Genomic DNA, 21329 nt, shown 5'->3' with positions numbered 1-21329 from the left:
AGGCTCCGAGGCGCGGTTTTGCCGTTGCGCCAGCGCGCGGCGGCAGTCGGCCATGATCTGGAGAGACGCCAATGAGCGCGAACAACAGCGCCACCCCGCAGCCTGCCAAGGCCGTGCCGGACGAAGATAAGGACGCTACCGCGTTCTCCACGATCGCCAGCCTCTGGCCCTATATCTGGCCGAAGGACCGGACCGATCTGAAGCTCCGGGTCGCCGGCGCGCTCGTCATCCTGGTGCTGGCCAAGGTGCTGACGGTCTGCATCCCGTTCCTCTACAAATGGGCGACCGATGCGCTCGTGGCGCCGGCCAATGCCGCCGGCGACAAGGGCGGCCTCGCACTGATCATCACCGTGCCGATCATGCTGGTGGTCGCTTATGGCGTCGGCCGCATCCTGCTCAACGCCTTCAACCAGATGCGCGACGCGCTGTTCGCGCGCGTCAGCGAGAACGCGATCCGCAAGCTCGGCCGGCGCGCCTTCGTGCACATGCATCGCCTGTCGCTGCGCTTCCATCTACAGCGCCGCACCGGCGGCCTGTCGCGGACGATGGACCACGGGATGAAGGGCATCGACTCGATCGTCGACCACATCATCCTGAACACCTTCCCGACGCTGCTTGAGTTCCTGCTGGCGGCCGTGGTGATCGCCTGGCAGTTCAACCTGACCTATGTCGCCGTCATCGCCGTCACCATCGTCGCCTATGTCTGGTTCACCATCGTCGCCTCGAACTGGCGCATCGCCATTCGTCGCGAGATGAACGCCTCCGACACGGACGCCAACGCCAAGGCGGTCGACTCGCTTCTGAACTACGAGACGGTCAAGTATTTCGGCAACGAGCAGATGGAGGCCGAGCGTTACGACCGCTCGCTCGCCCGCTACGAGGCTGCCTCGATCAAGACCTGGACGTCGCTCGCCTGGCTGAACTTCGGCCAGACGGTGATCTTCACCACCGGCATGACCATCTGCATGGCGCTCTCCGGCGCGGCGATCATGCGCGGCGAGCAGACCATCGGCGATTTCGTCATGATCAACGCATTGCTGGTTCAGCTCTCGTTCCCGCTGAACTTCATCGGCACGGTCTATCGCGAACTGAAGCAGGGCCTCGCTGATGTCGAGGCGATGTTCCGGCTGCTCGACATGCCGGAAGAGGTGCAGGACAAGCCCGGCGCTCCGGCGCTCGTCGTCAAGCAGGGTGCCGTTCGCTTCGAGAATGTCTCGTTCCACTACGATCCGGCGCGCGAAATCCTGAAGGGTGTCGATTTCGAGGTTCCGGCCGGCAAGACGGTCGCCATCGTCGGTCCGTCCGGCGCCGGCAAGTCGACGATCTCGCGGCTGATGTTCCGCTTCTACGACGTCACCGCCGGCCGCATCACCATCGACGGCGTCGATATCCGCGAGGTGCAGCAGGCGAGCGTCCGCGCCGTCATCGGCATGGTTCCGCAGGACACGGTGCTGTTCAACGACACCATCGCCTACAATATCGGCTATGGCCGGCCGAGCGCGACGCGCGAGGAAGTCCGCGAGGCCGCGCAGATGGCGCAGATCGGCGCCTTCATCGAGTCGCTTCCGGAAGGCTATGATTCCGAGGTCGGCGAGCGCGGCCTGAAGCTCTCCGGCGGCGAGAAGCAGCGCGTGGCGATCGCTCGCACGATCCTGAAGGCGCCGCCGATCCTGGTGCTGGACGAGGCGACCTCGGCGCTCGATACCCATACCGAGCGGGAAATCCAGGGCGCGCTCGATCGCGTGTCGTCCGGGCGCACCACGCTGGTGATCGCACACCGGCTTTCCACAGTTGTGACCGCCGACGAGATCATCGTGCTGGAGGCCGGCCGGATCATCGAGCGCGGCCGCCACAACGAACTGATGCAGAAGGGCGGACTTTACGCTTCCATGTGGAATCGCCAGCGCGAAGCGGACGAGGCGGCCGAGCGCCTGCGCCAGGTCCAGGAGACCGATACGCTGGGCGTCGTGGTGCGCGGACAGAAGGCCGGTCTGGAAACCGTCGGCTAGGGTCCTCTCCATTCCAGGAGGCGTCAGCCGTCCTCACCTCTCCCTCAGGGAGAGGTGAGCGCGCGCCGTCTCGACAGCGGGAAAGGGCATGGGGCGGCTTCACTCGCCGGCCCATCCGTGATTTACCGGACGCAGCTTATTCAGGAGACAGGGCAAAGCATGGATTCTGTGCTGAAATCGATCCGGGCGAATTTCGTGCCGATTCATCGCGAGGGATATCCCTTCATCGCGATCCTCGCCTTCGTCTCGCTGTTTCTGGGCTGGCTCTGGGGGCCGTTGTTCTGGCTCGGCCTAATCCTGACGGCTTGGTGCGTGTATTTCTTCCGCGATCCGCCGCGCGTGACGCCGATCGATCCGGATCTCGTCATCAGCCCGGCCGATGGCCGCGTCTCGGCGGTCGGTCCGGTCGTGCCGCCGCCGGAGCTCGAGCTCGGCACCGCGCCGCGCGTGCGCATCTCCGTTTTCATGAACGTTTTCAACTGCCACGTGAACCGCGCCCCGGTCGCCGGCCGCGTCCAGCGCATCGCCTACAAGCCCGGCAAGTTCCTGAATGCCGAGCTCGACAAGGCGAGCGAGGACAATGAGCGCAACGGCCTCGTGATCGAAGGCGCGCATGGTTCGCTCGGCGTGGTCCAGATCGCCGGCCTCGTCGCCCGCCGCATCGTCTGCTTCACGCGCGAGGGCCAGCAGCTCGCCGCCGGCGAGCGCTTCGGCCTGATCCGCTTCGGCTCCCGCCTGGATGTCTATCTGCCCGAGGGCGCCGTTCCGCTCGTCGCCGAGGGCCAGACGGCGATCGCCGGCGAGACGGTGCTGGCGCGCTTCGGCGCGGCGGGTGGGGCGACCGGCGTGCGGATCGACTGAGATGGAAACCATCTTTCCGCCGTTCGACCCCGACGACGAGGAGGGCCATCGGCCCCGGCTGCGGCAGGTTCGCCAGATCCCGATCCGGATGATCCTTCCCAATCTGGTGACGCTGCTGGCGCTTTGTGCCGGCCTGACGGCCATCCGCATGGCGATCGAGGCGCGCTATGGCGAGGCGATCGCGATGATCGTCGTCGCCGCCGTGCTCGACGCCATAGACGGGCGCGTGGCGCGGCTGCTGCGCTCGACCTCGCGCTTCGGCGCCGAGCTCGATTCCCTGACCGACTTCGTCAATTTCGGCGTCGCGCCGGCGATCCTGCTCTATGTCTGGGCGCTGGACGAGGTCCGCTCGCTCGGCTGGATCGCGGCGCTCGTCTTCGCCATTTGCGCCGCGCTGCGGCTCGCGCGCTTCAATGTCTCGATCGACAATCCGAACAAGCCGGAGTGGCAGGCGAACTTCTTCGTCGGCGTGCCGGCGCCGGCGGGGGCGCTGCTCGTCCTGCTGCCGGTCTATCTCGAATATCTCGAACTGCCGCACGGCCGCTTCACCGCGCCGGTCGTGGCGGTCTATACGATCGCCATCGGGCTCCTGATGGTCAGCAGCCTGCCGACCTGGTCGGGCAAGAAGTTCGGCGCCCGCGTTTCGCGCGAGGTCGTGCTGCCGCTATTCGTGCTGGTGGTGGTGCTGGCGGCCTCGCTGCTCAGCTATCCCTGGCATGTACTGACGGCGGGCGCGATCGTCTATCTCGGCGTGCTGCCGGTCGGCTGGCGCGCCTGGCGCAAGCATGAGCGCGAGGATCGCCTGGCGGCGAGCATCGGGGCGGATAGTCCCTAGCGGCATCCGCTCGTTGCACCGTCCGATCCCTCGGCTGCGAGCAAAAGAAAAAGGCCCGATCAACGCTTCCGCGGATCGGGCCCTTTTTCTATCTGCGTCTGAAGATGTCAGCCGTGGCTGGCGACTGCCTGCATGCGTTCGCCGAACGGGACATGACCGAAATCCGTATTGGCGCTGCTCGGCGCCATCAATTCGAGAACGCGGCGCATCTGGGCGATCTGGAGATCCAGCGCCGCCATGAAGCGCGGATCATCGGCCGGGAGGCTGGCTGCCTGGAACTGCGGGTGCGCGGACTGCATCGGGTCTTCCTCGGGCAAGGGCGGCAGCTGCGGTCGCTACCAATTGTCTTGAATTTGAGCCATGTAGGTTAACGTCCTGTGAATCGGCGGGCCGTGTTAACGCTGAAATTGCAGGCTTGCCGCGACACCCGGGCTTTGGTGGTGCGGCGACGATAACCATTCCGCCAGCTTACCGGGAACAGCATGACGACTTCCTATCCGCGTGACCTCATCGGTTATGGCCGCAACACTCCCGACCCGAAATGGCCGGGCGGCGCGAACGTGGCCGTGCAGTTCGTCGTCAACTACGAGGAGGGTGGCGAGAGCAACATCCTCGATGGCGACAAGGCCTCGGAATCGCTGCTTTCGGAGATCGTCGGCGCGCAGCCCTGGGTCGGCCAGCGCAACCTCAACATGGAATCGATCTACGAATATGGCTCGCGCGCCGGCTTCTGGCGTTTGTGGCGCATGTTCACCTCCCGCCAGGTGCCGGTCACCTGCTATGGCGTGACGCAGGCGATGGCCCGCAATCCCGAGGCGGTCGCCGCCATGAAGGAGGCCGATTGGGAACTGGCCAGCCACGGCCTGCGGTGGCTCGAATACAAGGACTTCTCCGAGGAGGAGGAGCGTCGCCACATCCACGAGGCGATCCGCCTGCACACCGAGGTCGCCGGCTCTCGGCCGCTCGGCTTCTACCAGGGCAAGCCGTCCGACCACACGCTGAAGATCCTGATGGAGGAGGGCGGCTTCCTCTACACCTCCGACAGCTATGCCGACGACCTGCCCTATTGGGTGAAGGGGCCGAGCGGCCCGCACCTGATCATTCCCTACACGCTCGAAACCAACGACATGCGCTTCGCCACGCCGCAGGGCTTCAACTCGGGCGACCAGTTCTTCACCTATCTGAAGGACGCGTTCGACGTGCTCTACGAGGAGGGCGAGCAGGGCGCGCCGAAGATGATGAGCGTCGGCCTGCACTGCCGCCTCGTCGGACGGCCGGGGCGCGCCGCGGCGCTCGCCCGTTTCGTCGACTACGTGGCGTCGAAGGAGAAGGTCTGGATGCCGCGCCGCATCGACATCGCCTGGCACTGGCACGCGCACCACAGGCCGGCATGAAACGGCGGCGGCCGGCCAGTTTTCCTTGAATCGGCGGAATTCAGCGGATACTCCCATCAGGCATGGGAAAAGCGCTGATTCCGCCGGATGGCGGCCATGTCGAAAGCATCAATCTCCGCGAGGCGCTGGAAGAGCGCTATCTCGCCTACGCTCTCTCGACCATCATGGGTCGGGCGCTGCCGGATGCGCGTGACGGCCTGAAGCCGGTCCACCGCCGCATCCTCTACGGCATGCACCTGCTGCGGCTCGATCCGAACTCGGCCTTCAAGAAGTCCGCCAAGATCGTCGGCGACGTGATGGGCTCGTTCCATCCGCATGGCGACCAGTCGATCTACGACGCGCTCGTGCGCCTCGCGCAGGATTTCTCCTCGCGCTATCCGCTCGTGGACGGGCAGGGCAATTTCGGCAACATCGACGGCGACGGCGCGGCGGCCTACCGCTACACCGAAGCGCGCATGACCGAAGTCGCGCAGATGCTGCTCGAAGGCATCGACGAAGACGCGATCGACTTCCGCGAGAACTATTCCGGCGATCTGAAGGAGCCGGTGGTGCTGCCGGCGAGCATCCCGAACCTGCTCGCGAACGGCACCTCGGGCATCGCCGTCGGCATGGCGACCTCGATCCCGCCGCACAACATCGCCGAGCTCTGCGACGCGTCGCTGGCGCTGATCAAGAACCCCGACGCGACGGCCGAGGATCTCGTCCAGTACGTGCAGGGACCGGACCTGCCGACGGGCGGCATCATCGTCGACACCCGCGCCCAGATCACCGAGGCCTATCGCACCGGCAAGGGCGGCTTCCGCGTCCGCGCGCGATGGCATGTCGAGGACCAGGGTCGCGGCACCTACCAGATTGTCGTCACCGAGATCCCCTATCAGGTGCAGAAGTCGCGCCTGATCGAGAAGATCGCCGAGCTGATCCAGACGCGCAAAGTGCCGCTGCTGGCGGATGTGCGCGACGAATCGGCCGAGGACATCCGCGTCGTGCTGGAGCCGCGCGCCCGCACGGTCGATGCGGCGCTGCTGATGGAATCGCTCTTCAAGCTCACCGAGCTGGAGAGCCGGATCTCGCTCAACATGAATGTCCTGTCGAAGGGCATCGTGCCGAAGGTGATGAACCTCTCGGAGGTTCTCCGCGAATGGCTGGAGCATCGTCGCGAGGTGCTGGTGCGCCGTTCGGCGTTCCGCCTGGCGCAGATCAAGCACCGGCTCGAAGTGCTCGAAGGCTATCTCGTCGCCTATCTCAACCTCGACGAGGTGATCCGGATCATCCGCTACGAGGATGAGCCGAAGCAGGAACTGATCAAGACCTTCTCGCTGACCGACCTGCAGGCCGAGTCGATCCTCAACATGCGCCTGCGCTCCCTGCGCAAGCTTGAGGAATTCGAGATCCGCAGCGAGCACGAGAAGCTGTCGGCCGAGATGGCGGAGATCGAGGCGCTGCTCGGCTCCGAGGACAAGCAGTGGAAGACGGTGGCCTGGCAGATCAAGGAGGTCCGCAAGACCTTCGGGCCCGAAACGCCGCTCGGCAAGCGCCGCACCGGCTTTGCCGATGCGCCCGACCATGACGTCGAGGATATCCAGCAGTCGATGATCGAGCGCGAGCCGATCACGGTGGTGGTATCCGAGAAGGGCTGGATCCGCGCGCTGAAGGGCCATGTCAGCGACTACACGACGCTGACCTTCAAGACCGACGACGGCCTGAAGATGGCCTTCCACGCCGAGACGACGGACAAGCTGCTGGTGTTCTCCACCGGCGGCAAGTTCTACACGCTCGGGGCGGACAAGCTGCCGGGTGGTCGCGGCCATGGCGAGCCGATCCGCCTGATGGTCGACATGGACAATGCGCAGGACATCGTCACGGTTTTCGTGCACAAGCCCGGCCGCAAGCTGCTGCTGGCCTCGACCGATGGTCGCGGCTTCATCGTGCCGGAGACCGAGGTGATCGCCAACACCCGCAAGGGCAAGCAGGTGCTCAACGTCGACGGCACCGAGGAGGCGCGGATCTGCGTCGAGGCTGCGGGCGATCTCGTCGCCATCATCGGCCAGAACCGCAAGTTCCTCGTCTTCCCGGCCGAACAGGTGCCCGAGATGACGCGTGGCAAGGGCGTCCGCCTGCAGCGCTACAAGGATGGCGGCCCGGCCGACGTCCGCATGTTCTCGACCGCCGACGGGCTGACCTGGATGGATTCGTCCGGCCGCAGCTACACGCGCACGGCCGAGGAACTGAAGCCCTGGATCGCCGAACGCGGCCAGGCCGGCCGCCTGCCGCCGGACAAGTTCCCGAAGACCAACAGCTTTGGCACGCCGCCGCTGAAATAGGCCGGCAGACCCTCACCCCAGCCCTCTCCCGCCAGCGGGAGAGGGGGGCGCTGCGGCGCCTGTTGAGGCTTGAGGTTCACGAAGTACGCCGGCCCAAGAGCCCTCGCCCGCTGGCGGGAGAGGGTTGGGTGAGGGGCTTACTTCAAACCTTGATCACTCGCCGTCCTGGCCCACCGGCTCCCAGCCGCGGGGACCAAGATGTTCCTGGGGCTTGAAGCGGGCCTTGTAGGCCATCTTCTTCGAGCCATCGACCCAATAGCCGAGATAGACATAGGGCAGGCCCATCCGCCGGGCGCGGCGGATATGGTCGAGGATCATCAGCGTTCCGAGCGAGCGGTCGATCAGGTCGGGCTCATAGAACGAATAGACCATCGACAGGCCGTCCGAGAGCAGGTCGGTGAGGGCGGTCGCGACCAGCGGACCATCGCCTTCGCCGGTGATGGCGGTGTCCGGCCCACGGAAGCGGTATTCGACCAGGATGGTGTCGACATGCGTGTCCTCGACCATCATGGCGTAGTCGAGCACGGTCATGTCGGCCATGCCGCCCTGCGAATGGCGGGCGTCGAGATAGGCGCGGAAGAGCGAATACTGCTCCGAGGTCGGTGCAGCCGCGACGCGGGTGCCGATCAGGTCGCTGTTCTTCTCCAGCACGCGGCGGAAACTGCGCGTCATCACGAACTGGTCGACGGGGACGCGGATCGAGACGCAGGCCTTGCAGGCCTCGCAGGCGGGCCGATAGGCGATGTTCTGGCTACGGCGGAAGCCGCCCTGGGTCAGCACCTCGTTCAAGGCCGAGGCCTTGTCGCCGACGAGATGCGTGAACACCTTCCGCTCCATCTGGCCCGGCAGATAGGGGCAGGGCGACGGCGCGGTGAGGAAGAACTGCGGCGTGTCGGTCGAGTGATGGGTCATCGCACAACGGGGCCGGACGATTCAGGCATCATCGAACGATAATACGCGAGCAGCCGGTGCCAATAGTAAATTCTGCAGGAGTCAGCGGCGCGTCCGCACCAGCGGGTCGTTGTTCAGGATCACCGTGCCGAGGAGCATGTCCTGCAGCAGGCGCTTGCGGTTGGAGAACAGGCCGACCAGCAGGACGAGCGGCGTCAGCACCGACATGGAGAACCAGAAGATCAGCGCATGGGCGGCCGCGATGATCGGGCCGATGCGCTGGCCGTCGGTGCTGCGGATCGTGACGCCCATCATCCGCATGCCGGGCGTCGCCGCCTTGGGGCCGCCCAGCGTCAGCGCGATGTAGAGCAGCGCCACGATCGCGAACAGCGGCAGCGCGAACAGGAACCAGCCAATGCCGAGCGTCACCACGCCGATCGCGAAGATGACCAGCGCCGCCAGCGCGAGGAAGACGCCGATCAGGATTGCGTCGACGATGCAGGCGAAGAACCGCTTCGACAGCACGCCGTCGAAGAGTTCCGGCTCGCGCGCCGGGTCGAAGACCAGGCCATCCGAGCGGTAGGCGTCGTCATAGTGCGTCATGGCGATTTCCTGGCCCCGTCCCATGGTTAATCAAATGGGAAATGCTGCTCCTTCATACAAGAAGAGATGCTCTCGTGCTGCCCGGGATCAGGGCGGATCCATGCGCTCCACCGAATAGTGCTTCGCCTCGAGGGCGGCGACGATCTCGGCCGCATGCTCGGGGCCGTGCGTCTCGAATGTCACGTCGAGGCTGGCGCCCTTCGCCGGCACGCTCAGCAGGTGGCGATGATGCGAGACTTCGAGGATGTTGCCGCCGCACTCGCCGATCGTCTCGGCGATGTCGGCCAGCACGCCCGGCCGGTCGGGAATGGTCATCCGCACGGCGACGATCCGTTCGGACCGCGCCAGTTCGCGCACCATGATGGAGGCGGCGAGGCGCGGATCGATGTTGCCGCCGCAGAGCACCAGGCCGACGCGTCGTCCGCGGAAGCGCTCGGGATCGGCCAGCATGGCGGCGAGGCCCGCGGCGCCGGCGCCTTCCGCCATCGTCTTCTGCAGCGTCAGATAGGCGTTGACCGCGCGCTCGATCGTCGTCTCCGGCACCAGCACGACATCGTCGACATGGCGGCGGGCGATCTCCAGCGTCAGCTTGCCGACATTCTTGACCGCGATGCCCTCGGCCAGCGTGTTGCCGCCGCATTCGCCCTCGACACCGTCGAGCGCGGCGCGCATGGACGGATAGAGCTCGGTCTCGACGCCGATCACCTCGGTTTGCGGCGAGAGCGCCTTGGTGGCGATGGCGATGCCGCCGATCAGGCCGCCGCCGCCGACCGGCACGAGGATGCAGTCGAGGGGAGGGCCGTCCTCCAGCATTTCGAGCGCCACCGTGCCCTGCCCGCGGATGACGTGCGGATCGTCATAGGGATGGACCCAGACCGCGCCGGTCTCCTGCGCGATGTTCGCGGCGATCGCCTGGCAGACCGCGAGGGTCTCGCCCTCGACGACGACCTTGGCGCCGAACGCCTGGGTCGCCTCGACCTTCACGAAGGGAGTGGTCTTCGGCATCACGATGGTGGCCGGGATGCCGAGCCGCTGCGCGTGGTAGGCGACGGCCTGGGCATGGTTGCCGGCCGACATGGCGACGACGCCGTTGGCGCGCTCCTCCGGGGTCAGCGACAGCAGCTTGACCAGGGCGCCGCGTTCCTTGAAGGCGGAGGTGACCTGCAGGTTCTCGTACTTGACGTAGACCTCGGCGCCGGTGAGGCGCGACAGGCGCGGCGCAGGCAGGAACGGCGTCCGGATCAGGACGCCGTCGATGATCCGCGCGGCGTCGCGAATGTCCTCAAGGGTCGGGATGGCCTGGGGGGAGGGCCGCGACGTGTCTTGGCTGGACGCTTCTTGCATGGAGGTCTCCGAAACTCAGGATAGTCGGGTGCCGCGCCCTTCCTCCAGCGCCTTGCCCAGCCCCATGAGGCCGTTGGGACGCAGCAGGAAGAGCAGCGTGAGCACGCCGAGCACGACGATGTCGCGCGATGTCGAATCGAAATAGGCAGACCACGCCGTCTCCAGCGTGGCGATCAGCAGGCCGCCGAGCACGGCGCCGAGCAGGGAGCCGGCACCGCCGACGAGGCTCGCGAGTAGCGCCTTCAGTCCGACCATCAGGCCCATGGAAAAGCTGATCGTGCCATAGCTCAGAGCCAGCACCAGCCCGCCGCCGGCCGCGAGCGCCGAGGCGAGGATGAGCGTGACGGCGGTGACCGCGCCCGTATTGATGCCGGCGAGCCGCGCCATCACCGGGTCGTCCGCGACCGAGAGCCAGGCCCGACCGAATCGCGAAAGGCGCATGAAGGCGAGGACCGCCGGCAGCACGATCAGCGCGACCAGGATGATCACCAGCCGCATCTCCGGCACGACGACGGGGAAGGCGCCCGCCGTCAGGATCACCGGCGTGTCCAGCATCGGCTCGACCCAGATCTCGCGCGCGCCCTGGCCGAGGTGGAGCATTTCCGACAGCGCGATTCCGAGACCGATGGTAGCGATCATGAAGGCGCGGTCCGGACGGTCCGCGAGCGGCAGCACGACCGTCCGCCCCACCAGCCAGCCCCAGAGCGCCGCGAGCGAGACCGCGCAGGCGACGGCGAGGGCGAGCGTCGCGAAGGGGCCGAAGGAGGGGATCCCGACTGCCGCAACGATGCCGAAGATGGCGCCATAGCCGCCGATCACCGTGATCTGGCCGAAGGCCATGTTGATGCGCCGGATCAGGCCGTAGATGAGGGCGAAGGCGAGGGCGAGCGGCGAATAGAGCGCCGCGAGGTTCAGAATGTTGGTCACCTGCTGGAGCGCGAAGCCGACCGCCTTCGGCGGCGCCCAGGACAGCAACTGGATACTCTCCGGCTGCCAGTTCGTCTCGGCCACGGCGCGATCGATGAAATCGTCCCGCGACAGGAACCAGCGATAGAGCGTCAGCAATTCCCGTTCCGACAGCGCGCCGTCATAGCCGCGCACGCCGATGACGTCGCCCCGGCCGGGCTCCAGCATGCCGCCGCCAAAGGCGCAATCGACATAGAGCGGCAGCGCCATGCCGGGCACGCTGTAGTTCACCCGCACCGCATGGCTGACGCCGACGAGCGGGATGACCGACTGGATCGATACCTTCTGGTTCTCGGGCGCGACGGCGGTGGCGACCGCAACGCAGATCTTCGCCTGCTGGCGGTCGACGTCGCTGCAGGCGGAAAGCAGCGCGGCGGCGCAGAAGAGGAGCGCCATGATCGCGGCCGATCTTGCGGCCCCCCTCATCGGCGCGCCCCGCTCAGCGAGGAAGCAGCGGCGCGACGAGCGGCGCGAAGTAGGTCAGCACCCCGTCCGCCCCCGCCCGCTTGAAGGCTGCGAGGCTTTCGATGAAGGCGCGCTCGCCGTCGATCCAGCCATTGCGGGCGGCCGCCTGCAGCATCGCGTATTCACCCGACACCTGGTAGGCGAAGGTCGGCATGGCGAAGGTCTCCTTCACCCGCTGCACCACGTCCAGATAGGGCATGCCGGGCTTGACCATGATCATGTCAGCCCCTTCCTGGATGTCGAGTTCGACCTCGCGAAGCGCCTCGTCGGTATTGCCGAAATCCATCTGGTAGGTGCGCTTGTCGCCGATCAGGGTCTTCGAGGTGCCGATCGCGTCGCGGAACGGGCCGTAGAAGGCCGAGGCGTACTTGGCCGAGTAGGCCATGATCTGGACGTCGAGGAAGCCCGATTCGTCCAGGACCTCGCGGATCGCCGCGACGCGGCCGTCCATCATGTCGGACGGCGCGATGACATCGGCGCCGGCTTCGGCCTGGCGCAGCGCCTGCTGGACCAGCAGGGCGACACTGGCGTCGTTGACGATGCGGTCGCCTTCCATCACGCCGTCATGGCCGTGGCTGGTATAGGGATCGAGCGCGACGTCGGTGATCAGGCCGATCTCCGGCACCGCCGCCTTGATGGCGCGGCAGGCCTGGCAGACGAGGTTGTTCGGATTGAGCGATTCGGAACCGGTCGGATCGCGCAGCGACGGCTCGGTGAAGGGGAAGAGCGCGATCGCCGGAATGCCCAGCGCCGCCGCCTTCTCGGCCTCCACCACCGCCTGGTCGACCGAGAGGCGCTGCACGCCCGGCATCGAGGCGACGTCCTGGCGAACATTCGTGCCCTCGATCAGGAAGATCGGCCAGATCAGGTCGTTGACCGTTAGCAGCGTCTCGCGCACGAGCCGGCGCGACCAGTCCGCCTTGCGATTGCGTCGAAGGCGGCGGCCGCCCAGGATCGCGTTCATGTCGGGCGGCGTGAAGTTGTGACGGGTCATTCTGCTTTCCTTGGATGCGCGGCAGCGGGACGTTAGCACCGGCAAAGCCGGCGGCAAGCGCCGCGCTGTCGCGCCTCCCGATGGAGTGGAGCGATTAGCTGTCGCTCTTGCGGACGAGCACCTTGTCGATCCGGCGGCCGTCGAGGTCAACCACCTCGAAGATCCAGCCTTCATAACTGAAGAACTCGCCCGGCACGGGGATGTGGCCGAGATGGTGCAGCATGAAGCCGGCCATCGTGGCGAAGTCCTCGTCCTTGGCGAGGGATCGCAGTCCCAGCGTCCGCTCGACGCTGTCGATCTGCGCGCTGCCGTCGATCAGCCACGAGCCGTCGGCGCGTTGCGTCGCGTCGGGGACGTCGTCGCCCTCGTGCTCCGGCATGTCGCCGGCGATCGCCGTCAGGATATCCATCGGCGTGACGACGCCCTGGAAGCTGCCATACTCGTCGAGGACGACGGCCATGTGGACGTTCGAAGTCTTGAACCGGTCGAGGACCTTCAGGATCGCCATCCGCTCGTCGACATAGAGCGGCTCGCGGATGATCGCCTCGATATCGACGGTCTGGCCCTTGTAGATCTGCTCCAGCAGGTCCTTGGCGTGGACGATGCCGATGACAGCGTCGATCTCGCCGCGGCTGACCGGAAAGCGCGAGTGGCCGGATTCGATCACCGTGTTGCGGTTCTCGCTCGGCGGATCCTCGATATCGAGCCAGACGACGTCGGGCCGGGCGACCATGATGGTGCGGACCGGACGGTCGGCGACGCGGATCACCGCCTCGATCATCTCGCGCTCAGCCTGGTGGAAGACGCCGGCCTCGGCGCCTTCGGCGATCATGGTCTTCACCTCTTCCTCGGTGACACCACGCTCGTCATTGCCCTGCTTGCCGATGAGGCGCAGCACCGTGTCCGTCGACAGGCGCAGGAACCAGACCACGGGCAGGGCGATGCGGGCGAGCATGCCGACGGGACGCGCCACCAAGCAGGCCAGCCGCTCGGGATTGGTCAGCGCCAGCCGCTTCGGCACCAGTTCGCCGGCGATCAGCGAGAAATAGGCGAGGCCGACCACGACGATGACGGTCGCGATCGTCGAGGCGCGAGCGCCGAGGCTCGGGAACTCGTACATCAGGAAGTCGGTAAGCGGCGTCGCCAGCGCTGCCTCGCCAAAGGCGCCCGACAGGATGGCGACGAGCGTGATGCCGATCTGGACGGCGGAGAGAAACCCGGTCGGATCCTCCGCCAGGCGCAGGGCCGTGGTGGCGCCGCGGACGCCTTCATTGGCCATGAACTGCAGACGGGCGGGGCGGGATGAAACGACGGCGATCTCGGAAAGCGCGAAGAAGCCGTTGAATGCGATCAACACAGCGATGATCAAAAGGTCTTGCCAGGGCATGTGCGGTTAGCGCGCGGCAATCATTGAGAAGGGTACCATCTTATCCGTTTGGACAAAGAAAAAGGGCTGGCCCGCCGAACCGCAAGGTTCCGCTCCAGAGCAAAGCTTCGCAAAGACTATCTAGACATGCGGTGGATCATATAGAACGCGCCGGCTTCTCGCCAGCGGAGAGATGAGGCCATCATCTCGTCTGAAAGACGCCACCGGCGAATGAGGTGGGGACGGCTGACGACGCGGCCTTGTCCCGCCACGGGTCCCGCTTACCATCGTCCACATCCCGCCGGAGGCAAGATGGCCGAGCCTGAAATCCTGTTCGAACGCCTGGGGCATGCCGGCCTCGTCACGCTCAATCGCCCGTCCGCGCTGAACGCGCTGTCGCACGGCATGATCAAGGCGCTCGCCGGCGCTCTCGAGGAATGGAAGTACGATCCGGCGATCCGCCTGGTGATCGTCCGGGCGAAGGGGCGCGCTTTCTGCGCCGGAGGCGACATCCGCGCCGTCTACGAGGCCGGACGAGGGGCGCCGGACCAGACAGCCTTCTTCCATGACGAATACCGTCTGAACGCGGCGATCAAGGCCTATCCCAAGTCCTATGTCGCGCTCGTCGACGGCTACATCATGGGCGGCGGCGCCGGCATCGCCGTGCACGGATCGCATCGCGTCTTCGCCGAAAAGGCGATCTTCTCCATGCCGGAGACCGGCATCGGCTTCTTCCCGGATGTCGGCTCCAGCTTCTTCCTGTCGCGCATGCCGCACGAGATCGGGCTCTATTGCGGCCTGGCCGCGGCGCGGCTGGCGCGCGGCGATGCGCTCCATGCCGGCGTCGCGACCCATGCGGCCCCAGCCGCCGCCTTCGATGCGATCGTCGCCGAACTCGCGGAATCCGCAGATGTCGACGCGGTGCTCGCTCGCCACGCCGAGGCGGCGCCGGCCGAAACGCTCGGTCCCGTCGATGCGACGATCTCGGCCATCTTCGCGACCGGTCCGGTCGAATCGATCCTCGCCCGCCTCGACGTGCTGGAGGGGCCCCATGCCGAATGGGCGGCGCGAACGGCCGCCACCATCCGCGGCAAATCGCCGACAAGCCTGCGCGTCGCGCTACGGCAGATCCGCGCCGCGCGCGAACTCGATTTCGACGACTGCATCCGGCTGGACTGGCGGATCGCCTGCACGATCCTCGACGGCCATGACTTCTATGAAGGCGTGCGGGCCGTGCTGGTCGACAAGGACCAGTCGCCGCGGTGGAACCCTGCTACGCTCGACGCAGTTGACCCGGGCCTGATCGAAGGGCACTTCGTGGCTCCCCACGACGGAGATCTTCCGCTGCCATGATCGACAATGAAGTTACCCAGCTGCCGAGCGAGCCGGACAATCCGTATGCGCTGGCGCTCGACGTCTATCTGCGTGGCGTGGCGGCCATCCTGCTGCTGCTCGGCCTGCGCCAGTGGCTCTACATCGCCGGCGTCTTCCAGGATGACGGCTGGAGCTTCGAGACGATGTCGACGCAGTGGCGCTTCGTCACCATCCATCTCGCCGTGGTCGACCTCGTCGCCGCTGTCGGCCTCTGGATGCGCGTCGCCTGGGGCAACGTGATCTGGATCTATGTCGCGCTGTTCGAAATCGCGATGCACACGGTGTTCGCCGAGACGTTCGGGCTCAACCTTTTCGTCGTCTCGTTCCACGTCATCGCCCTTCTGGTCTTCGTCGGCCTGCTCGTCATGAGCCGCCGGCACGAGGCGGCGACCGGCTGAAACCGAGGTGGGGCGCGGCGTTCCGCTCGCCATATAGCAAGTTTTTAACGATAGAATCCGTTTCGAATGCCAACCTGCCGGGTAAGTGGCTGTTAATCCTGATCCTTAAGATGATTTTCAAATGCCGCCTATAAGTTCCGTTGTCATGAGGTGAGAAGAATACTTGCCGCGGAACAGAGAGGCACAGAAGATGATCAGCGCAGCTCGGGCAGTCGAAACGGTCGCCAAGCCCCAGTCTACTTCGGAACTCAAGCCGCTTTACATGGAGGCCGTGACGCTCGTCGAGCGTCTGCATCGCCGCCTGCTGGATGTCGTCAAGGACGAGTTCGACCGCGAGGGGCGCTCCGACATCAACAGCACCCAGGCGCTGCTGCTGTTCAACATCGGCGACTCCGAGCTGACCGCAGGTGAGCTGCGCACCCGCGGCTACTATCTCGGCTCCAATGTCTCCTACAATCTCAAGAAGCTGGTCGAGATGGGCTATATCCACCACCAGCGTTCGCGGATGGATCGCCGTTCGGTTCGCGTCAGCCTGACCGAGGCGGGCCGGGAAGTCGCCGCCATCGTCGCCGGCGTCTATGAGCGCCACATGAAGTCGATCGAACAGATCGGCGGCATCGCCATCGACGACTTCCAGCAGTTGAACCGCTCGCTGCAGCGCCTCGAGCGCTTCTGGACCGACCAGATCCTGTATCGCCTCTGAAGCAGGATCGCCTGACCCTCCAAAAGCCCCGGCCACCCCTGCCGGGGCTTTTGCACGTTCGGCGGCGGGTTGGCGGCGCGGCACGCATCCGGGCGACTGCGCTGCGTTGCGGCGGTGTGACATGAAAGCGCCATAGTGACATGAAAGCCAGAGGCATACGGATTGTGCGGTGTCGCGCGTGCGGATCGTCTGTATGGAGTGGGTACAGTCGCGGCGCTGTGCGTTTCGCGTGGTGGTGGGGTCGGCTTCAGGCCGGCCTGTTTTCAAGGTTCGCGGCGCGTGCTAGCCGCAGTCGAAGATCGGGGGCGGGCGATCGGTTCGCGGGCTCCCAGTACAGGCGAGCTTCCAGAAGTATCGACATGAGCGGATCCAAGAACACCAATCTCCTCCCGGCGGCCCGGATGACGCGGCGTGGCGCGTTGCGCACCCTGGCCGGCGCCCTGGCCGCCTCGGTTGCGGCGCCGATCGCGGCGATGGCGCAGAGCGACGATCCGATCAATCAGGTGCTGCAGAGCAGCAGCGGCGACTGGTCCGACGGATTCGATGCCGCGTCGAGCGGCGCCGCCTCTGTGCGCACCTCGGCGCCGATCCTGTCGCCCGATACGGCGCAGGCGGTCGAATACGCGATCCAGAACTATACCGATATCGTGGCGCGCGGCGGCTGGCCCATGGTTCCGGCCGACAAGAAGCTCAGCCTCGGCCTCAAGGATCCCAACGTTGTCATCCTGCGCCAGCGCCTGACCGTTACCGGTGATCTCGCCGCCGGCGCCGGCAATTCGCAGACCTTCGATTCCTATGTCGATGCCGGCCTGCGCCGCTTCCAGGCCCGGCACGGCCTGCCGGCCGATGGCGTCGCCGGCCAGTCGACCATCAACATGATGAACGTTCCGGCGGATGTCCGTCTCGGCCAGCTGCAGACCAACCTGGTCCGGCTGCGCTCTATGTCGGGCTTCCTCGGCGAACGCTATGTCATGATCAACATCCCGGCCGCGGCGATCGAGGTGGTCGAGAACGGCCGCGTCATCTCGCGCCACACCGCCGTCGTCGGCAAGGTCGATCGTCCGACGCCGGTGCTCGCCACCAAGATCTATCGCGTCAGCTTCAATCCGTTCTGGACCGTGCCGGCCTCGATCATCCGCAAGGATCTGATCCCGCTGATGCAAAAGTCGCCGGACTACCTGACCAAGAAGCATATCCGCATCTACGACCAGAGCGGCATGGAAGTGCCGCCGACGGCGATCGACTGGAACACCGACCAGGCGACCAAGGGCTACCGCTTCCGCCAGGATCCGGGTGATTTCAACTCGCTCGGCACCGTGCGCATCTCGTTCCACAACGACGAGCAGGTGTACATGCACGACACGCCGCAGAAGGACATCTTCGGCCGCGAGCAGCGCTTCGACTCGTCGGGCTGCATCCGCGTGCAGAACATCCGCCAGCTGATCGGCTGGCTGCTGCGCGACACGCCGGAGTTCCCGCGCGAGCGCATCGACCAGATCTTCAAGTCGGGCGAGCAGGTCGACATCAATCCGAAGCCGGAGATTCCGCTCTACCTGCAATATATCAGCGCCTGGGCGATGGCCGACGGCGTGACCCATTTCCGCGATGACATCTACAATCGCGACGGCATCGGCCAGCTGGCGCTACAATAGGTCGCTGGCAGGCCCTGAAAGCGTCGTTCCGCGCCAATTGCCCGGAACGACAACCGTTAATTGAAGGGCCGATGAGGCCCTTTTTCTTGGCGTCTACCCCTACATATGGTACGCCGCGCGGGTTCCGGCACGTGCCGTCTCTGGCACGATTCCGGTACCGCCAACAGGATGGACCGCCCCATGTCTCTGACGGATCGTGCAGACAGCCTTTCCTCGACCTCCGCCTTCTTCAACCGGACGCTTGCCCAGGCCGATCCGGAAATCGCCGACGCCATCGGCAAGGAGCTCGGTCGCCAGCAGCATGAGATCGAGCTGATTGCTTCGGAGAACATCGTTTCGCGCGCCGTTCTGGAAGCGCAGGGTTCGGTGCTCACCAACAAGTATGCCGAGGGCTATCCGGGCAAGCGCTACTATGGCGGCTGCGAGTTCGTCGACATCGTCGAGACGCTCGCCATCGAGCGCGCCAAGAAGCTGTTCGACTGCCAGTTCGTCAACGTCCAGCCGAATTCCGGCAGCCAGATGAACCAGGCCGTGTTCCTGGCCCTGCTGGAGCCGGGCGACACCTTCATGGGCCTCGACCTCGCCGCCGGCGGACACCTGACGCATGGCTCGCAGGTCAACATGTCCGGCAAGTGGTTCAAGGTGGCGCCCTATGGCGTGCGCCGCGAGGACCAGCTGCTCGACTATGAAGAGATCCAGCGCATCGCCGAAGAGACCAAGCCGAAGCTGATCATCGCCGGCGGCACGGCCTATTCGCGCATCTGGGACTTCAAGCGCTTCCGCGAGATCGCCGATTCGGTCGGCGCCTACCTGATGGTCGACATGGCCCACTTCGCCGGCCTCGTCGCCGGTGGCGCCCACCCGTCGCCGCTGCCGCATGCGCATGTCGTCACCTCGACGACGCACAAGTCGCTGCGCGGTCCGCGCGGCGGCATGATCATGACCAATGACGAGGCGATCGCGAAGAAGATCAACTCGGCCGTGTTCCCGGGCCTGCAGGGCGGACCGCTCATGCACGTCATCGCCGCCAAGGCCGTCGCCTTCGCCGAGGCATTGCGTCCGGACTTCAAGGTCTACGCGAACAACGTCGTCGAAAACGCTCGTGCGCTGGCGGAAACGCTGAAGGGCTCCGGCTTCGACATCGTCTCGGGCGGCACCGACAACCACCTGATGCTGGTCGACCTGCGGCCGAAGCAGGTGAAGGGCAACGTCTCTGAGAAGGCGCTCGTCCGCGCCGGCCTGACCTGCAACAAGAACGGCATCCCCTACGATCCGGAGAAGCCCTTCGTCACCTCCGGCATCCGTCTCGGCACGCCGGCCGCCACCACGCGCGGCTTCGGCGTCGCGGAATTCCAGGAAGTCGGCCGGCTGATCGCCGAGGTGCTCGGCGCCGTGTCGCAGTCGGAAGACGGTTCCGCCCCGCTCGTGGAAGCTTCGGTCAAGGAGCGTGTCCATGCTCTGACCGCGCGCTTCCCGATCTATTCCTGATCGGGGAACTCCATGCGTTGTCCCTATTGCGGTAGCGACGACACGCAGGTGAAGGACTCCCGTCCGTCGGAGGACAATACGTCCATCCGGCGGCGGCGGGTCTGCGCGGATTGCGGCGGCCGGTTCACGACCTTCGAGCGGATCCAGCTGCGCGAGCTGATCGTCATCAAGAAAAGCGGCCGGCGTGTCCCTTTCGATCGCGACAAGCTGATGCGGTCGGTCCAGGTCGCGTTGCGCAAGCGGCCGGTCGATCCCGAGCGCGTCGAGCGCATGGTCAACGGTGTCGTCCGCCAGCTCGAAAGCAGCGGCGAGAGCGAGATCAATGCGGAGCAGATCGGCGTCTATGTCATGGAGGCGCTGAAGGGCCTCGATGACGTCGCCTATGTGCGGTTTGCCTCGGTCTATCGCAATTTCCGCGAGGCCAAGGACTTCTCCACCGTGCTGGACGAGCTTTCGAGCCAGGACGTGGCGGACGCCGAGGAGCGCGACTAGGGCTTTCCCGGTCTCGCTCGAAACCTGCGGGGGTGTCGGATGGCGACGGAGCGAACGGGCAACGCCGATCCCGAACTGGACCGCCGGCTCATGGCCGTCGCGCTCCGCTTCGGCCGTCGCAATCTCGGTTCCGTCGCCCCGGCGGTCGGCGCGCTCGTCGTCGGGGTCGAAAGCGGCGAGCCTGTCATCTTCGGTCGCGGCAACACCGCGGCCGGTGGCGTGCCACATGCAGAGCGCGGTGCGCTCGCCATGGCGGGCGAATTGGCTCGCGATAGCACTCTCTACACGACGCTGGAGCCGTCGCCGGTCGCCGTTGATGGTGTCTCCGACGTCCAGGCACTGATCGAGGCGGGCGTTTCTCGCGTGGTCAGCGCGCTCGAGAGTCCCGATCCGCAGATCACCGGGCGCGGCCATGCGCAATTGCGCGACGCCGGCGTTGCCGTCACCGTCGGCGTACTCGGCGACGAGGCCAGGCGGTTGCATGCCGGCACCATTTCCGTTCTTGCGGCCGGGCGGCCGCATGTAACGTTGAAGCTCGCCGTTTCCGCCGATGGCATGATTGGCCGACAGACCGGCGAGCGGATGCTGGTTTCCGGCCGGGAGGCGTTCGCCAGGCTGCAGACCATGCGCATCGAGGCCGACGCCACGCTGATCGGCATCGGCACCGCGCTCGTCGACGATCCGAGCCTGACGGTCCGGGTCCCGGGCCTGCGGGCGCATTCGCCGATCCGCATCGTGCTCGATACCCAGGCGCGGCTTTCGCCGAAATCGTCGCTCGTCCGGGGCGCCGCCGATACGGCGCTCTGGGTTGTCTGCAGTAATGAGGCGCCGCTCGCCCACCGTGAGGCTCTGCTGGCGCATGGCGTCGAGATACTGCCGGTCGGCACTGGATCCGGCGGCATCGACATCGAGGCGGCGATGCGCCTGCTGGCGGAGCGCGGCGTGACCCGGCTGCTGGCCGAGGGCGGCGCCAGGGTGGCGGCTTCCCTGCTCGGGCGCGGCCTCCTGGATGAAGTGGTTCTGTTTCACGCGCCGGTGGTGGTCGGGCCGGATGGCGTGCGCGCGCTCGCGGGCGGTGCGCTTTCGGCGATCGAGCGCAGTCCGCGCTTCCGCCGCGTCGAGGAAGCGCGTCTCGGCGAAGACCGAATGGTTCGCTACGAAAGGGCAGTCTGA

At 66.1% G+C, this 21329-nt stretch carries 19 protein-coding genes; 12 read left to right on the top strand and 7 right to left on the bottom strand.

The genetic code is table 11. The annotated features are described in order from the left end of the window. Positions 1-71: 71 nt before the first annotated feature. The 3 genes from WFK98_RS08900 to pssA all read left to right on the top strand — a co-directional run bounded on the left by WFK98_RS08900 (position 72) and on the right by pssA (position 3705). Positions 72-2009, top strand: coding sequence for an ABCB family ABC transporter ATP-binding protein/permease (locus WFK98_RS08900; protein WP_336799973.1), 1938 nt, complete (start codon positions 72-74; stop codon positions 2007-2009). Between the two features lie 159 nt (positions 2010-2168). Continuing rightward, entirely contained in the window at positions 2169-2870 is a 702-nt protein-coding gene (locus tag WFK98_RS08895) for a phosphatidylserine decarboxylase (protein ID WP_266337653.1), read from the top strand. Between the two features lies 1 nt (position 2871). Further along, the gene (pssA, locus tag WFK98_RS08890) at positions 2872-3705 is read left to right on the top strand and encodes a CDP-diacylglycerol--serine O-phosphatidyltransferase (RefSeq protein ID WP_266337652.1); all 834 of its coding nucleotides are present in this window, start codon (positions 2872-2874) and stop codon (positions 3703-3705) included. A gap of 107 nt (positions 3706-3812) precedes the next feature. Here pssA and WFK98_RS08885 read toward each other — a convergent pair whose 3' ends face one another. Next, positions 3813-4004: a hypothetical protein gene (locus WFK98_RS08885; protein WP_266337651.1), complete on the bottom strand. Its 192-nt coding sequence runs from the start codon at positions 4002-4004 to the stop codon at positions 3813-3815. Positions 4005-4187: 183 nt separating this feature from the next. Here WFK98_RS08885 and puuE point away from each other — a divergent pair, with 183 nt between their 5' ends. Beyond that, positions 4188-5099, top strand: coding sequence for an allantoinase PuuE (puuE, locus tag WFK98_RS08880; protein ID WP_336799972.1), 912 nt, complete (start codon positions 4188-4190; stop codon positions 5097-5099). A gap of 62 nt (positions 5100-5161) precedes the next feature. After that, the gene (gene parC / locus WFK98_RS08875; RefSeq protein ID WP_336799971.1) at positions 5162-7420 is read left to right on the top strand and encodes a DNA topoisomerase IV subunit A; all 2259 of its coding nucleotides are present in this window, start codon (positions 5162-5164) and stop codon (positions 7418-7420) included. Between the two features lie 153 nt (positions 7421-7573). Here the strand turns inward: parC and WFK98_RS08870 are convergent, their stop codons facing one another. The 6 genes from WFK98_RS08870 to WFK98_RS08845 all read right to left on the bottom strand — a co-directional run bounded on the left by WFK98_RS08870 (position 7574) and on the right by WFK98_RS08845 (position 14070). Beyond that, on the bottom strand, positions 7574-8332 hold the full coding sequence (locus WFK98_RS08870) for an arginyltransferase (RefSeq protein WP_336799970.1): 759 nt from the start codon (positions 8330-8332) through the stop codon (positions 7574-7576). 81 nt (positions 8333-8413) lie between these two features. After that, positions 8414-8914 (bottom strand): RDD family protein, encoded by a 501-nt coding sequence (locus tag WFK98_RS08865; RefSeq protein WP_336799969.1) that lies wholly within the window; start codon positions 8912-8914, stop codon positions 8414-8416. A gap of 87 nt (positions 8915-9001) precedes the next feature. Then, entirely contained in the window at positions 9002-10258 is a 1257-nt protein-coding gene (locus WFK98_RS08860; RefSeq protein WP_266337646.1) for a threonine ammonia-lyase, read from the bottom strand. 15 nt (positions 10259-10273) lie between these two features. Beyond that, positions 10274-11620 (bottom strand): branched-chain amino acid ABC transporter permease, encoded by a 1347-nt coding sequence (locus tag WFK98_RS08855; protein ID WP_336799968.1) that lies wholly within the window; start codon positions 11618-11620, stop codon positions 10274-10276. A 43-nt stretch (positions 11621-11663) separates the two neighbouring features. Then, positions 11664-12683 carry a porphobilinogen synthase gene (gene hemB, locus WFK98_RS08850; protein ID WP_336799967.1) on the bottom strand — a complete coding sequence of 340 codons (1020 nt, stop codon included), beginning with the start codon at positions 12681-12683 and terminating at the stop codon, positions 11664-11666. Positions 12684-12777: 94 nt separating this feature from the next. After that, on the bottom strand, positions 12778-14070 hold the full coding sequence (locus WFK98_RS08845; protein WP_277614168.1) for a hemolysin family protein: 1293 nt from the start codon (positions 14068-14070) through the stop codon (positions 12778-12780). Between the two features lie 291 nt (positions 14071-14361). On the opposite strand from WFK98_RS08845, the gene WFK98_RS08840 reads away from it, so the two are divergent. From WFK98_RS08840 to ribD, 7 genes are all read left to right on the top strand, one after another. Beyond that, a complete protein-coding gene (locus tag WFK98_RS08840) occupies positions 14362-15402 on the top strand; it encodes an enoyl-CoA hydratase/isomerase family protein (RefSeq protein ID WP_336799966.1) in 1041 nt (346 codons plus the stop codon). Continuing rightward, a complete protein-coding gene (locus WFK98_RS08835) occupies positions 15399-15821 on the top strand; it encodes a DUF6163 family protein (protein ID WP_266337641.1) in 423 nt (140 codons plus the stop codon). Before WFK98_RS08840 ends, WFK98_RS08835 begins: the two co-directional genes overlap by 4 nt. 190 nt (positions 15822-16011) lie before the next feature. Beyond that, the gene (gene ldtR, locus WFK98_RS08830; protein ID WP_266337640.1) at positions 16012-16524 is read left to right on the top strand and encodes a transcriptional regulator LdtR; all 513 of its coding nucleotides are present in this window, start codon (positions 16012-16014) and stop codon (positions 16522-16524) included. Between the two features lie 359 nt (positions 16525-16883). Continuing rightward, on the top strand, positions 16884-18176 hold the full coding sequence (locus tag WFK98_RS08825; RefSeq protein WP_266337639.1) for a L,D-transpeptidase family protein: 1293 nt from the start codon (positions 16884-16886) through the stop codon (positions 18174-18176). A gap of 180 nt (positions 18177-18356) precedes the next feature. Next, positions 18357-19664: a serine hydroxymethyltransferase gene (gene glyA, locus WFK98_RS08820; protein ID WP_266337638.1), complete on the top strand. Its 1308-nt coding sequence runs from the start codon at positions 18357-18359 to the stop codon at positions 19662-19664. Positions 19665-19676: 12 nt separating this feature from the next. Next, on the top strand, positions 19677-20156 hold the full coding sequence (gene nrdR / locus WFK98_RS08815; RefSeq protein ID WP_336799965.1) for a transcriptional regulator NrdR: 480 nt from the start codon (positions 19677-19679) through the stop codon (positions 20154-20156). Between the two features lie 39 nt (positions 20157-20195). Beyond that, positions 20196-21329, top strand: a complete 1134-nt coding sequence (gene ribD / locus WFK98_RS08810; protein WP_336799964.1) for a bifunctional diaminohydroxyphosphoribosylaminopyrimidine deaminase/5-amino-6-(5-phosphoribosylamino)uracil reductase RibD — start codon at positions 20196-20198, stop codon at positions 21327-21329.

Source organism: Kaistia sp. MMO-174, from assembly GCF_037147815.1.
In the GTDB taxonomy this organism is placed as follows: domain Bacteria; phylum Pseudomonadota; class Alphaproteobacteria; order Rhizobiales; family Kaistiaceae; genus Kaistia; species Kaistia nematophila.
This window is presented reverse-complemented; position numbering and strand designations above follow the sequence as displayed.

Coding starts and splice junctions, on each gene's coding strand:
- WFK98_RS08900 (WP_336799973.1), top strand. CDS start 72: ATGAGCGCGAACAACAGCGCCACCCCGCAGCCTGCCAAGGCCGTGCCG.
- WFK98_RS08895 (WP_266337653.1), top strand. CDS start 2,169: ATGGATTCTGTGCTGAAATCGATCCGGGCGAATTTCGTGCCGATTCAT.
- pssA (WP_266337652.1), top strand. CDS start 2,872: ATGGAAACCATCTTTCCGCCGTTCGACCCCGACGACGAGGAGGGCCAT.
- WFK98_RS08885 (WP_266337651.1), bottom strand. CDS start 4,004: ATGCAGTCCGCGCACCCGCAGTTCCAGGCAGCCAGCCTCCCGGCCGAT.
- puuE (WP_336799972.1), top strand. CDS start 4,188: ATGACGACTTCCTATCCGCGTGACCTCATCGGTTATGGCCGCAACACT.
- parC (WP_336799971.1), top strand. CDS start 5,162: ATGGGAAAAGCGCTGATTCCGCCGGATGGCGGCCATGTCGAAAGCATC.
- WFK98_RS08870 (WP_336799970.1), bottom strand. CDS start 8,332: ATGACCCATCACTCGACCGACACGCCGCAGTTCTTCCTCACCGCGCCG.
- WFK98_RS08865 (WP_336799969.1), bottom strand. CDS start 8,914: ATGACGCACTATGACGACGCCTACCGCTCGGATGGCCTGGTCTTCGAC.
- WFK98_RS08860 (WP_266337646.1), bottom strand. CDS start 10,258: ATGCAAGAAGCGTCCAGCCAAGACACGTCGCGGCCCTCCCCCCAGGCC.
- WFK98_RS08855 (WP_336799968.1), bottom strand. CDS start 11,620: ATGGCGCTCCTCTTCTGCGCCGCCGCGCTGCTTTCCGCCTGCAGCGAC.
- hemB (WP_336799967.1), bottom strand. CDS start 12,683: ATGACCCGTCACAACTTCACGCCGCCCGACATGAACGCGATCCTGGGC.
- WFK98_RS08845 (WP_277614168.1), bottom strand. CDS start 14,070: ATGCCCTGGCAAGACCTTTTGATCATCGCTGTGTTGATCGCATTCAAC.
- WFK98_RS08840 (WP_336799966.1), top strand. CDS start 14,362: ATGGCCGAGCCTGAAATCCTGTTCGAACGCCTGGGGCATGCCGGCCTC.
- WFK98_RS08835 (WP_266337641.1), top strand. CDS start 15,399: ATGATCGACAATGAAGTTACCCAGCTGCCGAGCGAGCCGGACAATCCG.
- ldtR (WP_266337640.1), top strand. CDS start 16,012: ATGATCAGCGCAGCTCGGGCAGTCGAAACGGTCGCCAAGCCCCAGTCT.
- WFK98_RS08825 (WP_266337639.1), top strand. CDS start 16,884: ATGAGCGGATCCAAGAACACCAATCTCCTCCCGGCGGCCCGGATGACG.
- glyA (WP_266337638.1), top strand. CDS start 18,357: ATGTCTCTGACGGATCGTGCAGACAGCCTTTCCTCGACCTCCGCCTTC.
- nrdR (WP_336799965.1), top strand. CDS start 19,677: ATGCGTTGTCCCTATTGCGGTAGCGACGACACGCAGGTGAAGGACTCC.
- ribD (WP_336799964.1), top strand. CDS start 20,196: ATGGCGACGGAGCGAACGGGCAACGCCGATCCCGAACTGGACCGCCGG.